The organism is Ruegeria sp. AH3, assembly GCF_056536265.1.
Genome location: NZ_JBQFJL010000001.1, coordinates 3,179,300 through 3,194,169, shown reverse-complemented (window position 1 = coordinate 3,194,169; position 14,870 = coordinate 3,179,300). Strand labels below are relative to the sequence as shown.

Here is a 14,870-nt window from a genome sequence, read left to right as displayed (position 1 = left end):
TGATCTCTCCCGAACAGACGGGCAGGCGTTCAGATAAATTGTGCAATCACCGTTTCGACATCGACACGGTTGATACCCAATTCAGAAAGCTCTTGGTCTGACAGACGGTTCAATTCCTGAGCTGCACAGACGATATCCTTCCGGATCGCGCGCATCTGCATTGCCCGGTCAAACAGCATCAAGGCGCTGGTCGACGGGTTCTGATCATTGACAGGGTTCGTATCCAGCATGATCCTACCTCCTCAATCGGATTTGCGGTCAGACCAACGCCCGATACGGCATGTGGTGATAGACGCTCTGATACGCGCGTTGCTTGATCTCATCGCGCGGAATGCCGATATCGTGCAACTGATCATCGCTCAGCCGCTCAAGCTCGCGAAGCGTTCTGGTGTACGCACGCCGGCGGAACTGTTCGACCTTCACTTCAGCATGATTTGCAAACAGGCCAAAAAAGAGACCCTTCTGGGCGTTCGCTGTATGTACATGTGCCATGTCGTTTTCCTCCAAGTTTCAATACCAGGTCGGTGATGTACCTGAGAAAAGAACTCGGCATTAACGATGCCGGAACGACACATGAACTTTGCTTAATGAACTGAAGGCAGCTTACTTCTGCTGGGCATAGACCAGATCTAGCAAGTTTGCGCGCGACCCGGCTGTTACGAAAACCACCAAAATTGCTGCGACTCGCAACCATGAAAACGGACGTTGAGCGGCGCCGACGGTAGTCTCTGAAATCATCCAATCAACCAAAGGCATATCTACGCGGACCCGAGGCTGACCATCTTCGAATTGTCCACGTCCGCCTCTTCGTTTGACAAAACCACTCTGGGGAGGCGTCATCGGTTCAAGCATTGATGGTGGAGGGCTGGCTTCTCACACCTGCCCTCTCAGACTGTGTCTACATCAGATCGTTCTCAACGTCTTCGGCCGATATCCCAAGCGCATCCAGGCCGTTTTCAAGGTGATCGGACAGATGCGGCGTGCCGATCAGATAATCCGCGCACGGAGTCGAAGCCTCGGACTTGGCGGTGGCGACGGCCTCGGCCAGATCCTCAGCGAAGAAACTCTCGCGCCCGATCCACATGACGGCGACCAGCTCTGCCTGTTCGTCTTCACCCATCCGGTCGATAAACGCACGCAGTTCACCCTCGGCCCGGTCCAATTCACGCCCCATCATGGCGACCTGGGCTATTTTTCTTGCCGAGATTTCCAGCATTTCCAACTCCTCGTGTTCGCGGTCTCAACCCTACAACAACCACTCTGACGGGGCTGAGTCTTTGATCTTGAACAAACAGGTGCGGCTTATGGTTCGCGAACGCGGGAAACCGGGTGATCCGGTACAGGCGCGGTCCGAAACGGGCGGAACGTGGCCTTCTTCAGCTTCAGCTTCAACGCCTGCCAGACAATCAATGCGAAGGTGCGGCGCGCACCAAATGGCCTGCGCAGCAACGATTTGAAGATTATCCCATCGGTCAATCGTTCCCGTGATCCGGTCAGGGTCGCAATCAACCCTCCGGCCTCGCGGCCATAATCAATCCAGACACCGATCCGGTCCGGTCGGTAGTCAAAACGGAACGTATAGGACCCTTCGATCTTCTGGAACGGAGAGACATGCATCAGCTTGTCCGCCACGATGCGATCCGAGGCTTGGATGGGTGCAAAATTGGCATTGTGGCACAAGTAGCTGTGGCGCGTACCATAGGTGTTGGTCACCTCGGCCACCACTGCATAGATCTGTTGTACCGTGTCGAAACAGAACCAGAAGCTGACCGGATTGAAGACATGTCCCAACACACGGGGCTGAGTCAGCAAGGTGATTTCCGCGGGCTGTGTAATGCCCATCCTATCGAACTGTTCACGCAGCCAAATCGCGCCGCCCCCCTTACCGGGTTCACCTCCGTGATCGCGGCTGCGCCAGTTCGTGACATTTATCCGGTTCAGCGAAAACAGAAGTGGAGTCGCAACTGTTTTTTCCGGATCAAGCAGGATGTAGTCGACCGAATAGCGAAATGCGTTTTCAATCGCACCCTTCCGTCCGTGATAGGTATGCCCTGCGATATGGTCGATCCGGTCCATTTTGCTTTCCAGTTGGCCACCAAGCCGCTCGATCGGCGCCCAATTCCAGGGCCTTTTCATATGGATACTACGAAGTAGGCCTCAGGATGGATTAAAATATTCGTGCGAAGTGATCCGGCTTTGGCCCGACTGCGTAATGAGGTTATGTTTACAGAGATCGATACTGTGAGCGTGGATGATCCGGTGGGTGAGAGCCCTGCCCCCAAGGCCTTGCTCGCGAAGAAACGCAGCAAGGGCAAGCCGGTGAACAACGCGAACGGCAGTTGTAGGACCAGAACCGAGTGGGTGAGTCACGTCGCCCGCATCCGTGACGCGCGGGATCAGATGGCCTTTGCCGAGCTGTTCCAGCACTTTGCGCCCCGGGTAAAAGCGTTTCTTATGAAATCAGGCTCTGACGCCGCGATGGCCGAAGAATGCGCGCAAGAAGTTATGGCGACCTTGTGGCATAAGGCGCATCTATTCGATCCGACGCGCGCGACCGTGGCCACATGGGTGTTCACGATCGCCCGTAACAAACGCATCGATGTGTTGCGCAAACAACGCCGCCCCGAGCCCGAAGATCTTGGCTGGGGGCCCGAGGCAGAGCCGGAACAGGAAGATGTACTGGTAATGCAACAGGAGACCGCGCAGCTGCGTGACGCCATGGCGGCGTTGCCCGAGGCGCAAAGGCAGCTGGTCGAGAAGGCCTACTTCGGGGATCTGAGCCACCGAGAAATCGCTGCACAAACCGGCTTGCCCCTGGGCACGATCAAATCACGGATACGGCTGGCGCTGGACCGCTTGCGCCACGCGATGAACTGAGATGAAGACGATGAAACACGAGATCAAACATCACCTGACGGATGACCTGCTGATGGCCTATGCCGCAGGCAATCTGCCCGAAGCGTTCGACCTGATGGTCGCCACGCACCTTTCCTTATGCGATCACTGTCGGGCCCGGGCCGAAAGTTTCGACGCCGTTGGGGGCTGCGTTCTTGAGGAACAGCCTGCGTCCGCTCAAATGGCCGATGACTCTCTGGCCGCAACCATGGCGCTGATTGCGCAGGGTGCGCCAACCCCGAAGCCCGTGCGTCCAGGCTGTTCGGTATTACCCGCTCCGCTGCAGGACTATGTGGGCGGCGATGTGAACGCGATCAGATGGAAGCCCATCGGGATGGGTGTCAAACAGGCGATCCTGCCCACAACCCGCGAAGCGACGGCCCGGCTGCTGTTCATTCCTGCTGGCGTCGCGGTACCTGACCACAGCCATCACGGAACTGAGCTGACCATGGTGCTACAGGGTGCCTTTTCGGACGAGGTCGACCACTTTGCGCGCGGCGATGTCGAAATCGCGGATGAAGATCTGCATCACACTCCGACCGCGGATCTGTCGGGAGACTGTATCTGTCTGGCAGTCACGGACGCGCCGTTGAAGTTCAGCAAACTGATGCCACGCCTGTTCCAACCCTTCCTGCGGATCTGACATACTCAGGCAGGTTTTGCTGCGCTGACCCAGCCGGAGGAGACTATGAAAACACGTTTCATCTTGAGCGCTTTACTTGCGGGGCTTGCAAGCGTTGCCTTGGGACAGAGTTCAGCAGATGTGAAATTCGAACCGGGTAATTATGGCACGATGGTCAGCGGCACGATCACCGGCAGCGATTAATTTGACTACTCCCTGGGCGCCAGATCAGGGCAAGAGATGTTCGCCGATCTGCAAGTCAGCGATACGAACGGCAATGGTGTGATCTATTTTAACATCCTGCCTCCGGGCAGTGACGGGGCGGCGATCTATAACGGCTCAATCGATGGCAATACAGCCCGGATCGACCTACCCGAAGACGGAGATTACACGATCCGCGTCTACCTGATGGGAAATGATCGCGATACGGGCAAAACAGTTGGTTACACTCTGGACCTGTCGATCCAGTAGCGCTCAGCCTTCGGTTTTCCCCAGCGGTACGACATTGGTGTGATCGTCCGGGGCAAGCTCCTCGAAGTCGAAGTTGTCCAACCGCTGCGCGCGACGCCCGGCCTTTTCGGCACTGATCTTGATTTCCGAGATATCCTTGGCCGCCTGCCCGAAATGACGATCGAGGTTGGACACACGTTCGCCCAATCGGTCAACATCCTTGTGCAGCATGCCCAGTTCCTTGCGGATCGCTCCGGCCTGCTCCCGCATTCGCGCATCTTTCAGGATCGCGCGCATCGTATTCAGCGTCGCCATGCAGGTGGTGGGCGAGACGATCCAGACCCGCTTCGAAAAACTCTCCTGCACCAGCTCGGGAAACTTGGCATGCAGCTCGGCATAGACCGCCTCGGACGGCAGGAACATCAGCGCGCCATCTGCGGTTTCACCGTCGAGGATATATTTTTCGGCAATGTCGTTGATGTGTTTGCGCACGGTGCTCCGGAACATTTGCACTGCAGCTTTCAGTTCCATATCGTTGGTGGCACCAATCAGCGCCTCATAAGCCTCCAACGGGAATTTGCTGTCGATCACAATCGGGCCCGGAGGGTTCGGCAGGTTGATCAAGCAATCCGCCCTACGCCCGTTCGACAGCGTCGCCTGAAGCTTAAAACTGTCTGTAGGCAGCGCTTTGGAGACGATATCGTTCAGCTGAATCTCACCAAACGCACCGCGGGTTTGTTTGTTCGACAGGATATCCTGCAGCGACAGAACATCGCCCGAGAGCTTGGTGATATTGTCCTGCGCCTTGTCGATGGCTGCCAGACGTTCCTGCAATTGCGTCAGCGAAGTCGCAGTCTGCTTTGACGACCCATGCAGCGATTCCTTCATCCGCTCCTGCATCTCAGCCAGAGCACGCGCCGATTTCATCGCGTTATCCGCCAGCCGGTCGTTCATCTGCTGCTGGACCGAGGACAGGCGGGATTCGACTGTCTGGATCACCTGGACCTGCGCATTGGCTTGCGTGTCCGAAACATGCTGCAATCCGCCGCGCAGTTGCTCCTGCCCCTGCCCCAACTGCTGCACATGCTGGCCCAGATGCGCCATCTGTCGGGCCAGAGGCTCCGCCATCCGGGCCGAGCGCTGCGCCGCGCGCATGGACATAAACAGCAGAAGCAGGATCAATGCCACCACTCCACCCGCAATCAGGATCACGGGGTCGTTCAATGCAACTTGGGTGCCAGCAATCTCGATCATATCGCCTCGGATGTTCTTGTTTTATTCTTCTTACCGCGCCAAACGCACGGGATCAACTGCGGCCGAACAAACGCTCGATATCGGCCAGCTTCAATTCCACATATGTTGGCCGCCCATGGTTGCACTGACCGGAATGAGGCGTCGCCTCCATCTCGCGCAGCAGAGCGTTCATTTCCTCGGCCCTCATCCGGCGGCCAGAGCGAACTGAGCCGTGGCAGGCCACCCGGCTGAGGATCGCCTCAATCCGTGCCTGCACCATCTGGCTCTCGCCCTGATCGGCCAGTTCATCAAGGATGTCGAGGATCATCGCGCGGGCGTCGACTTCACCCAGGATAGCCGGGGTTTCACGCACGGCGACAGCTCCGCCTCCGAAGGGCTCAATGGTCAGGCCGAAGCGAGACAGATCATCGGCTACGGCCATCAGACGCGCACAGTCTCCCTCGGATAATTCGACAATCTCGGGGATCAACAGTGCCTGAGCGGCGACGCCATTTTCGGCCATCTGGTTTTTGAGCTTTTCATAAACCAGCCGCTCATGCGCCGCGTGCTGGTCAACGATCACCATACCATCGGCGGTCTGGGCGATGATGTAATTCTCGTGCACCTGACCACGCGCGGCACCCAAGGGCAGGTCTTGCGGCGCAGGTTCTTCAGCGGCAACCGGGACCACCGGAGCAGGTTCGACCACACTTCCGCTATAGTCGCGGGACAGTTCGGCAAAGCCAGGCGCCTGCGCCTGATAAGCCGCCTGTCGTGCCGAGAGCGATGGCCGATCCATCTGATACACCCGCCCCGGAGCGGGCTGGGCCGGTTCGGGCCGCATCGCACCCAAGGTCGCATTAGCAACAGTGGTCGAGGCCCGATGCCCAGCCTCAGCCAGAGCATGGCGCAGCGCCGAAACGATCAGTCCCCGGGCCACGCCGGGATCACGGAAACGAACCTCGGATTTCGCCGGATGGACGTTCACATCCACTAGCGTCGGGTCACAATCAATGAACAGAGCTGCCGCCGGGTGACGGTCGCGACTGAGGAAATCGAAATACGCCGCCCGCAGCGCACCTGTCAGCATCTTATCCCGCACGGGACGGCCATTGACGAACAGGTACTGCGCAACCGCCGCACCGCGCGAATAGGTCGGCAAGGCAGCGTAGCCATACAACCGGATACCTTCGCGCGTCGCATCAATCTGCAGAGCATTCTCGGCGAACTCACGTCCTATCACGCGGGCCAATCGGGCGTGCATGGCGTCGAACAAATCGCCATTCTCACGATCCGCGCGAAAGGTCACCCGCCCTTCGCCGCCCCCCGAGACGTCGCGCAGTGTAAATGTGATCGCCGGTTCAGCCATCGCCAGACGCTTGACCGTATCGGTGATAGCCTGCGCCTCGGCCCGGTCGGTGCGCATGAATTTCAGCCGCGCCGGCGTGGCGAAAAACAGATCGCGCAGTTCAACCACTGTGCCCGCGCGCAAGGCCGCAGGTTTCACCGCCTCCATCTTGCCGCCGGACACGTGGATCTGAGCTGCATCCGAACCCGGCACCCGGCTGGTGATGGTCAGGCGCCCGACAGCCCCTAAAGACGGCAATGCCTCACCCCGAAATCCAAACGTGTGGATATTGAGTAGATCAGAACCATCGATCTTAGAGGTCGCATGGCGCGACAACGCCAATGGCAGTTCCGTTGCAGCTATGCCGCAACCATCGTCGGTGACGCGAATCAACGTCTTCCCGCCATCCGCGATATCAATCGCAACCCGAGTCGCCCCGGCATCGATTGCATTTTCGACCAGCTCTTTAACCGCCGAGGCCGGACGTTCCACCACTTCACCTGCAGCGATCCGATTAATGGCGGCATCGTCTAGCTGCCGGATGACCGGTCTGTTTTCGCTGATATTGGGGTTCGTATGCGCCATACCGCTAGACCTAGCACATATGCGCGCGATTCTGCCACCGGTTTGAATAGAATTCGGGGGTCTAGAAATAAGGTGTCCGACCGGCTCTGACCGCGGCGTCAAGGGGGTAGCGACATTGGTCAGAGCTGGCCGGACTTACCGAAGTGAGTGGTGGTCATCCGTTTAACAATTGAAGGACTCGTACCACGAGAAATGGAATAAATCTTGTTAAGACTGCGCTATTGTTTCCACTTGGCAAAGATGCGCCGATGCTCTGCAGATGGCACTGGCGCAAATACGCCAAGTCAAGCCGTGCTTGGGGCTCCGGAGCGGGTTCGGCACGGTCCAAAGACCGCCGCCACAGCCAGAATCAGCCCCGAGACCGTCGCAATCATACCGGCAGCGCTGACAGCATCCGCTGCCCCCAACCAGAGCGGACCATACCCCGCGAGTACATACCCCGCCATGGCGGAGATGGTGGCGAACACAACGCTCCACGCGACCTGAAATTCCAGCCGATTGGTCATCATGCGCGCCGCGGCGGGCGGGCAAATGAACATCGCGATCACAATGATTGAGCCAACGGCATCAAAGGCGGCCACAGCGGCGATGGCAGCCGTGATGACCAACGCCATGCCAAGCGCGCCAGTCCGAATGCCGATGGTGCGCGCGAATCCTTCGTCAAAGGTGGAAATCTTCAATGGACGCCAGAACAGCCAGGTAAACAAGATCACTCCGACCAGCGTCAAAGCGATACGCGGAAGCTCATGCGGGAGCCCTGCCAGCGCCACGGGGTCCAGCAACGAGGACCAGCCTGTCGCGTCCAGCCAGATCAGGCTTTCCAGATTTCCGTAAAGCGCATGTTCGACGTCCAGATGGACGTTCGATGTATCGGTTTGCTCTAGCAGCAGCACGCCTGCTGCGAACATGGTGGTGAACACGACGCCCATGGCGGCACCGGGTTCGATCTGGCCCAGCCGTCGGATCGCCTCGATCATGACGACCGCGACAATGGCGGCACCGGCGGCCCCCAGCATCATCGGCCAGGTCGAGATCACCCCGGTCAACAGGAACGCCACAACGATGCCGGGTAGAACCACGTGGCTGATTGCATCCCCGATGAGCGCTTGCTTGCGCAGCACAAGAAAGTTGCCAGGCAGCGCGCAAGCAATCGCGGCAAAGGTTCCGATCAGCATCGGTGTCAGTGACAGGGGGACAAATTCTTCACCACTCATGAGGGCACCCCCTGCGGGCCGCCAATGCGGCGGTCGATTTCTGCAATCTGGTCACGGGTCAGAACCGTTTCGATATCGCGCAGCCCGTCATAGAGCGCGGCTGTCGCCTCATGCGCCTGATCGGCGCGGACGAATTCCCATCGTTTCTCATCACGCAGGGCTTTGGCGGCGCGCGCCTTGCCCGCTTCGGTCGCCACACCATCGGCCCGCACGATCCCGGCACGACGCAGCAGGCGTAGAGTCAAAGGCTCATAAATCTTCTGACCCTGCGCCAATGCAAGCAACCCCTGCCGCACGTGAACCCGGCGCTGGAACCGTAGGTGGCGCAAGACGGCAGCCAATACGCCACGTACCGGAGCCAGCAGCAATGAAAGAGCAAAAAACCCGAAGCTAACCAGCACGATGATCGGACCCGTCGGCAGGTTCGGGGCTGATGCCGACAACGCCGCTCCGATATAGCCCGCCAGCCCTCCGGCAAGTCCGGCCAAAAGCACCACACGGTCCGACCGTTCCGACCAGAACCGGGCCGTGACCGGCGGGATGATCAGCAAGGCCACGATGAGGATCAGGCCGACAATTTTCAGCCCCACAACCGTCACCGCCATCACCAGGCCCATCATCGCCAAATCGATCCGGGACACGGGCAACCCACGCGCCGTCGCATATTCGGGATCAAAGGCCACCATCATCATCGGACGTCTGATAACCAGCACCAATGCCAGCGTCAGAGCGCCACCGACCGCGATGATTAGAGCATCCGCCCAAAGCATTCCCGCAGTCGACCCCAGCAGAAACCCCTCAAGCCCGGCCTGACGGCCCACGCCCATGGTCTGGATGACAGTCAACAGGACGATACCCAGACCGAAGAACACCGACAGGATCGCACCGATCGCTGCGTCTTCGGCCAGTCGCGTATGGCGTGTCAGCCAGTTCATGCAGAGCAGGCCAATCCACGCCGACACGGCCGAGCCTGCAAGCAATCCGATCAGGTTCCGGCCATCACCGCCAAACGCCACAAGCACCATGAAGGCCAGACAGACACCGGGCAACGTGGCATGGCTGATCGCATCGCTGACCAGCGCGCGTTTGCGCAGAAACAGAAAGGTGCCCGTTACCCCGGCCGAGATGCCCAGCAAACTCGCACCAATCGCAACCAGCGTGGCGTTATAGCCAAGCTGAAGGCTCAGAGCGTCCCAAAGCATGAATTATCCTATCTCGCGCGAGACCTGATCGATCTGAGCAGTGGCCAGACGGCCCCCATAAGCGGTTTGCAAGGTCTCAGGCGTAAAGGCCTCGGCCACCGGGCCCTCGGCCACTTTACGGGTATTGATCAGGAACACATGGTCGAAATAGTCGGTGACCGTGGCCAGATCATGATGCACGACGACGACCGTCTTGCCTGCCTCTTTCAGGGATTTCAGCACTGCAATGATAGCTTTTTCGGTGGCTGCATCAACACCTGCGAAAGGTTCGTCCAACAGGTACAAATCAGCATCCTGAGCCAGCGCGCGCGCAAGAAAAACCCTCTGCTGTTGACCGCCCGACAATTGCCCGATCTGACGGTTAGCAAAGTCACGCATGCCCACACGGTGCAGACAATCCATTGCGCAGGCCATGTGACGGGCACGAACGCGACCCAACAGACCCAGCTCTCGTGACAGGCCCATAAGCACAACGTCGAGCACCCGGGTCGGAAAATCCCAGTCCACACTTGCGCGTTGCGGCACATAAGCGATGCGTGCACGCTGCGCGTCGAGCGACTTGCCATATACCGTCACCTGCCCGGACAGGGTCGGGACGATGCCCAAGGCAGCTTTCAGCATCGTCGACTTGCCAGCACCGTTCGGACCGATGATTGCAGTCATCGCGCTGGATTGCACGGTCATGTCCACCGAAAACACAGCTGGCTTCTGACCATAGGAAACTGTCAGCCCACGAATGGCCAGAGGGCTGTCGTCAATCCCGCGATCTTCGACCGAGACACCCTGAACGGAAGCAAGTTCCAACATTATTCAAAACCCCGCCGACAGTTTTCCATCCATGCCGCGACCCGGCACATCTCCGCCCAGCGCTGCGGCAATCACGGTGATGTTGTGATCAAGCATGCCCATATAGGTACCCTCGTAAGTGCCGGGTTCGCCCATGGCGTCCGAGTATAGCTCACCCCCGACCGTGACCTTGTGCCCTTTGGCCGCGGCACCTTCGATCAGTGCCCGGATCGAACGGTCAGAGACCGAACTTTCGACAAAAACGGCGGCGATCTGACGGTCGACAAGCAGGTCAACAAGCTCACCGATCCGGTTCAAACCGGCCTCGGACTGGGTTGAGATGCCCTGAATGCCCAGAACCTCGAACCCGAAGCTCTCGCCGAAATAGCCAAAAGCATCATGTGCCGTGACCAGCACCTTGTTGCGTTCGGGCACCGAGCCCAATGCGTCATTGGCATAGGCGGTTAGCCGGTCAATATCGGCCAGATGAACCAGCGCATTTGCAGCAAAAACCTCGGCAGCCTCAGGGCGGGCGTCGGTCAATGCGGATTGCACTTCGGCAATCACATCACGCCACAACTCCGGGGTCATCCAGACATGCGGGTCGTATTTGTCGGCATAATCATCATGCGCCCGCAGCTTGGATGCATCGATCCCTTCTGCCACCGCCATGACGGTGCGCTTGCGACCTAGATCGTGAAAGAACTCTTCCATCTGGGCCTCAAGATAGAGACCATGCCAGAGCACCAGATCGGCACGGGTCATCGCCACGATATCGGTCCGGGTCTGGCGATAGGCATGCGGATCGACGCCGGGGCCCATCAGGCCTTTGACCTCAACCTGATCGCCGCCGACCTGACGCACCGCATCCGCAATCATACCCGTGGTCGCAACCACCTTGAGCGGTGCCTCGGCCCAGGCTGCGAGGGGCAATGTTGCGGCAAATGTCAGGGCTGCAAGAAAGCTGCGACGAATCATGTTCGATCCCCACTGAATGTTCACTTGAGAATGAATATGCGAACCATTCGCAACTAAGTCAATGCTATTGAGAATTACTCGCAAGAAAATGTACCATAATTTGTCCAAATGGTCAAATTTTTGCATATCTGTACCGCGCTGCACCTTTCAATTGCGGCCAACCCGTGCGATTTTGGCGCAAACCTCCCAAAGGACGCGATGATGGAAACGCAGAGCACTCAGAGCCCCGTGCGCACCGCGCATCTGCCACAAGTGACCGAGCCCCGGAACCCAGGTATGGACCTCGACCTGGACTGGGTGCGGGCCGTGCAGGCCAACACCTCGGCGATCGAACGCCGCGCGGCGACACTGCCCGGTCGGCGGTCAGTGAAAAAAGATTATCAGGCGGCATGGCTGCTGAAAGCGATCACGATGATCGACCTGACCACGCTGGCCGGTGACGACACCGTGGGCCGCGTGTGCCGTCTCTGCGCCAAGGCGCGCCAGCCTGTTACGCCCGCATTGTTGCAGGCGATGGATATGCCGCTGATCACCACCGGCGCGGTTTGTGTTTATCACGACATGATCGAAACAGCGGTGGATGCATTGAAAGGCACAGGGATTCCCGTGGCCGCTGTATCGACCGGCTTTCCAGCAGGCTTGTCGCCCTTTCATCTGCGCGTGGCCGAGATCGAAGAAAGTGTGAAGGCGGGCGCGGATGAGATCGACATCGTGATCTCTCGCCGTCACGTACTCTCTGGCGACTGGCAGGCGCTGTATGACGAGATGAAGGCCTTCCGCGTGGCCTGTGGTGATGCCCATGTCAAAGCCATCCTCGCCACCGGAGAACTGGGCAGCCTGCGTAATGTTGCGCGTGCTTCGCTGGTCTGCATGATGGCCGGGGCTGATTTCATCAAGACCTCGACCGGGAAAGAGAGCGTCAACGCCACTTTGCCGGTGTCACTGGTGATGATCCGCGCGATCCGCGATTATTTCGACCGCACGGGATATCGCGTTGGCTACAAGCCTGCAGGCGGGATTTCCAAAGCTAAGGACGCGCTGGTGTACTTGTCGCTGATCAAAGACGAGCTAGGCGACCGCTGGCTGGAACCCGATCTGTTCCGGTTTGGCGCATCGTCGCTGCTGGGCGATATCGAGCGGCAGTTGGAACACTTCGTGACGGGCGCTTATTCCGCCGGTTACAGGCACTCGATGGGCTGAGGACGAAAACAATGACAGTCAAAGAGATTTTCGAAACCATGGACTACGGCCCCGCTCCCGAAAGCGCTGCCGAGGCGTTGGCCTGGCTGGTCGATCAGGGCGACAAGTTCGGACACTATATCGACGGTGCCTTCACCAAACCTGGCAAGGGATTCGACAGCCGCAACCCGGCGACCGGAGAGGTGCTGGCCAAGCTGACACAGGCGAAACAGGCCGATGTGGACGCCGCCGTTTCCGCCGCGCGCAAGGCCCAGCCAAAATGGGAGAAGTTGGGCGGCGCGGGCCGGGCGCGATATCTCTATGCCATTGCGCGGCTGTTGCAGAAACACTCGCGTCTGTTTGCTGTGTTGGAGAGCATGGACAACGGCAAGCCGATCCGTGAATCGCGCGACATCGACATCCCGCTGGCGCAGCGGCACTTCTATTACCACGCAGGCATGGCCCAATTGATGGAGAGCGAACTGCCCGACGCTCAAGCGCTGGGGGTTTGCGGGCAGATCATTCCATGGAACTTCCCGCTGCTGATGCTGGCGTGGAAGATCGCTCCGGCGCTGGCGATGGGGAATACGGTGGTTCTGAAACCCGCTGAATATACCTCGCTGACCGCACTGCTGTTTGCCGATATCTGCTCGCAGGCCGGGCTGCCAAAGGGCGTGGTTAACATCGTGACTGGAGACGGCGCGGTGGGCGAGATGATCGTGAACGCAGATGTAGACAAGATCGCCTTCACCGGCTCGACCGTTGTGGGGCGCCGCATTCGTGAAGCCACCTCTGGCTCGGGCAAAGAACTGACGTTGGAGCTGGGCGGCAAGTCCGCCTATGTCGTCTTCGACGACGCCGACATTGATTCAGCTATCGAAGGACTGGTCGACGCGATCTGGTTCAATCAGGGTCAGGTCTGCTGCGCGGGCTCGCGCCTGCTGGTGCAGGAAGGCATCGCCGACCGGTTCCATACGAAACTGCGCGCGCGCATGGACACGCTGCGCATTGGCGATCCGCTGGACAAATGCATCGACGTAGGCGCGGTTGTTGACCCTGTCCAGCTGCAGACCATCAAGGGCATGGTCGATAGCAACACGGTGGGTCACGTGCATCAGGCGGCGTGTGAGCTGCCCGCAAACGGTTGCTACTACCCGCCGACGCTGATCTCAGGCCTCGAAACCTCCGACCCGCTGATGCAGGAGGAAATCTTCGGCCCGGTGCTGGTGTCGTCCACCTTCCGCACGCCGGAAGAAGCGGTCGAGCTGGCCAACAACACCCGCTACGGGCTGGCAGCAACGGTCTGGACTGAGAACGTGAACCTCGCGCTGGATATCGCGCCCAAGCTGGTTGCCGGCGTGGTCTGGGTGAATGCCACCAACCTGTTCGACGCTGCCGCTGGGTTCGGCGGTGTGCGTGAGAGCGGTTTTGGCCGTGAAGGCGGCTGGGAAGGGCTGACCGCCTATACCAAGCCCAAGGGCAAGGCCAAGCCGCTGGCGAAGGTCGAGGCCGCGATGGGCGAAGGTGCCCCGGTCGACCCCATCGATCGCACGGCAAAGATGTATGTCGGCGGCAAGCAGGCGCGACCCGACGGTGGGTATTCGAAACCCATCTGGGGCAAGTCTGGCCTACTGGGCCATGTAGGCCTTGCCAACCGCAAAGACGTTCGTAACGCGGTTGAGGCTGCGGCGGGCGCCAAAGGCTGGTCCAAGACCACCGGTCACCTGCGGGCGCAGATCTTGTATTATATTGGCGAGAACCTCTCAGCCCGAGCCGATGAATTCGCCGTACGCATTGATGCGATGACCGGTAAGAAGGATGGCGCAAAAGAGGTCGACGCCTCAATCCAGCGCCTGTTTACCGCCGCCGCGTGGGCAGACAAATATGACGGTCAAGTGCATGGCGTTCCGATCCGGGGCGTTGCGATTGCGATGAAGGAACCGGTTGGCGTGATCGGTGCGCTCTGTGCGGACGAGGCGCCTTTGCTGGGTCTGATCTCGGCCATGGCTCCGGCGATTGCGATGGGCAATCGAGTGGTATTGGCCGCATCCGAGCCTTATCCACTGGCAGCGACCGACTTCTACCAGATCCTTGAAACCTCCGATGTCCCCGCAGGCGTGGTCAACATCCTGACCGGCAGTCATGCGGAACTGGCCAAACCGCTGGCCTCGCATCTGAACGTCGATGCTGTCTGGTCATTTTCGTCCACTGATTTGTCGAAAGAGATCGAGGTCGTCTCGGCCGGAAACCTGAAACGGACCTGGGTGAATAACGCGACGGCATTTGACTGGAGCGTGGACCATTCTCGCCGCTTCCTGCAGGCTGCGACCGAAGTTAAAAACATCTGGGTGCCCTACGGCGAGTAGGGCCCCCGCATC

The 14,870-nt window shown here is 59.2% G+C and carries 16 protein-coding genes; 6 read left to right on the top strand and 10 right to left on the bottom strand.

The window, feature by feature from the left end:
- Positions 1-29: 29 nt before the first annotated feature.
- The 4 genes from ACR3EM_RS16055 to ACR3EM_RS16040 form a co-directional block, all read right to left on the bottom strand.
- The gene (locus ACR3EM_RS16055; RefSeq protein WP_480471642.1) at positions 30-230 is read right to left on the bottom strand and encodes a DUF1127 domain-containing protein; all 201 of its coding nucleotides are present in this window, start codon (positions 228-230) and stop codon (positions 30-32) included.
- 28 nt (positions 231-258) lie between these two features.
- Positions 259-492, bottom strand: a complete 234-nt coding sequence (locus tag ACR3EM_RS16050) for a DUF1127 domain-containing protein (protein ID WP_480471641.1) — start codon at positions 490-492, stop codon at positions 259-261.
- Between the two features lie 406 nt (positions 493-898).
- Complete coding sequence (locus ACR3EM_RS16045; RefSeq protein ID WP_480471640.1) at positions 899-1,216, bottom strand: DUF3775 domain-containing protein; 318 nt, start codon at positions 1,214-1,216, stop codon at positions 899-901.
- A gap of 86 nt (positions 1,217-1,302) precedes the next feature.
- On the bottom strand, positions 1,303-2,076 hold the full coding sequence (locus ACR3EM_RS16040; protein WP_480471639.1) for a DUF1365 domain-containing protein: 774 nt from the start codon (positions 2,074-2,076) through the stop codon (positions 1,303-1,305).
- Positions 2,077-2,220: 144 nt separating this feature from the next.
- Here ACR3EM_RS16040 and ACR3EM_RS16035 point away from each other — a divergent pair, with 144 nt between their 5' ends.
- From ACR3EM_RS16035 to ACR3EM_RS16020, 4 genes are read left to right on the top strand one after another with little or no spacing between them, the layout of a single operon-like run.
- Entirely contained in the window at positions 2,221-2,877 is a 657-nt protein-coding gene (locus ACR3EM_RS16035; protein WP_480471638.1) for a sigma-70 family RNA polymerase sigma factor, read from the top strand.
- Positions 2,878-2,887: 10 nt separating this feature from the next.
- Positions 2,888-3,538: a ChrR family anti-sigma-E factor gene (locus ACR3EM_RS16030; RefSeq protein WP_480471947.1), complete on the top strand. Its 651-nt coding sequence runs from the start codon at positions 2,888-2,890 to the stop codon at positions 3,536-3,538.
- Between the two features lie 45 nt (positions 3,539-3,583).
- Positions 3,584-3,721, top strand: coding sequence for a hypothetical protein (locus ACR3EM_RS16025; protein ID WP_480471637.1), 138 nt, complete (start codon positions 3,584-3,586; stop codon positions 3,719-3,721).
- Positions 3,722-3,757: 36 nt separating this feature from the next.
- Positions 3,758-3,988 (top strand): hypothetical protein, encoded by a 231-nt coding sequence (locus ACR3EM_RS16020; RefSeq protein WP_480471636.1) that lies wholly within the window; start codon positions 3,758-3,760, stop codon positions 3,986-3,988.
- A gap of 3 nt (positions 3,989-3,991) precedes the next feature.
- On the opposite strand, the gene ACR3EM_RS16015 is transcribed toward ACR3EM_RS16020, so the two are convergent.
- The 6 genes from ACR3EM_RS16015 to ACR3EM_RS15990 form a co-directional block, all read right to left on the bottom strand.
- Positions 3,992-5,221, bottom strand: a complete 1,230-nt coding sequence (locus ACR3EM_RS16015) for a DNA recombination protein RmuC (RefSeq protein WP_480471635.1) — start codon at positions 5,219-5,221, stop codon at positions 3,992-3,994.
- Between the two features lie 52 nt (positions 5,222-5,273).
- A complete protein-coding gene (mutL, locus tag ACR3EM_RS16010; protein WP_480471634.1) occupies positions 5,274-7,133 on the bottom strand; it encodes a DNA mismatch repair endonuclease MutL in 1,860 nt (619 codons plus the stop codon).
- 284 nt (positions 7,134-7,417) lie between these two features.
- Entirely contained in the window at positions 7,418-8,347 is a 930-nt protein-coding gene (locus tag ACR3EM_RS16005) for a metal ABC transporter permease (protein ID WP_480471633.1), read from the bottom strand.
- Entirely contained in the window at positions 8,344-9,549 is a 1,206-nt protein-coding gene (locus tag ACR3EM_RS16000) for a metal ABC transporter permease (RefSeq protein WP_480471632.1), read from the bottom strand. The genes ACR3EM_RS16005 and ACR3EM_RS16000 overlap by 4 nt, the downstream gene beginning before the upstream one ends.
- 3 nt (positions 9,550-9,552) lie before the next feature.
- Positions 9,553-10,356 carry a metal ABC transporter ATP-binding protein gene (locus tag ACR3EM_RS15995; protein ID WP_480471631.1) on the bottom strand — a complete coding sequence of 268 codons (804 nt, stop codon included), beginning with the start codon at positions 10,354-10,356 and terminating at the stop codon, positions 9,553-9,555.
- A gap of 3 nt (positions 10,357-10,359) precedes the next feature.
- Positions 10,360-11,313 carry a metal ABC transporter solute-binding protein, Zn/Mn family gene (locus tag ACR3EM_RS15990; protein WP_480471630.1) on the bottom strand — a complete coding sequence of 318 codons (954 nt, stop codon included), beginning with the start codon at positions 11,311-11,313 and terminating at the stop codon, positions 10,360-10,362.
- Between the two features lie 201 nt (positions 11,314-11,514).
- On the opposite strand from ACR3EM_RS15990, the gene deoC reads away from it, so the two are divergent.
- The gene (gene deoC / locus ACR3EM_RS15985) at positions 11,515-12,513 is read left to right on the top strand and encodes a deoxyribose-phosphate aldolase (protein WP_480471629.1); all 999 of its coding nucleotides are present in this window, start codon (positions 11,515-11,517) and stop codon (positions 12,511-12,513) included.
- A gap of 11 nt (positions 12,514-12,524) precedes the next feature.
- The gene (locus tag ACR3EM_RS15980; RefSeq protein WP_480471628.1) at positions 12,525-14,858 is read left to right on the top strand and encodes an aldehyde dehydrogenase family protein; all 2,334 of its coding nucleotides are present in this window, start codon (positions 12,525-12,527) and stop codon (positions 14,856-14,858) included.
- Positions 14,859-14,870 lie beyond the last annotated feature (12 nt).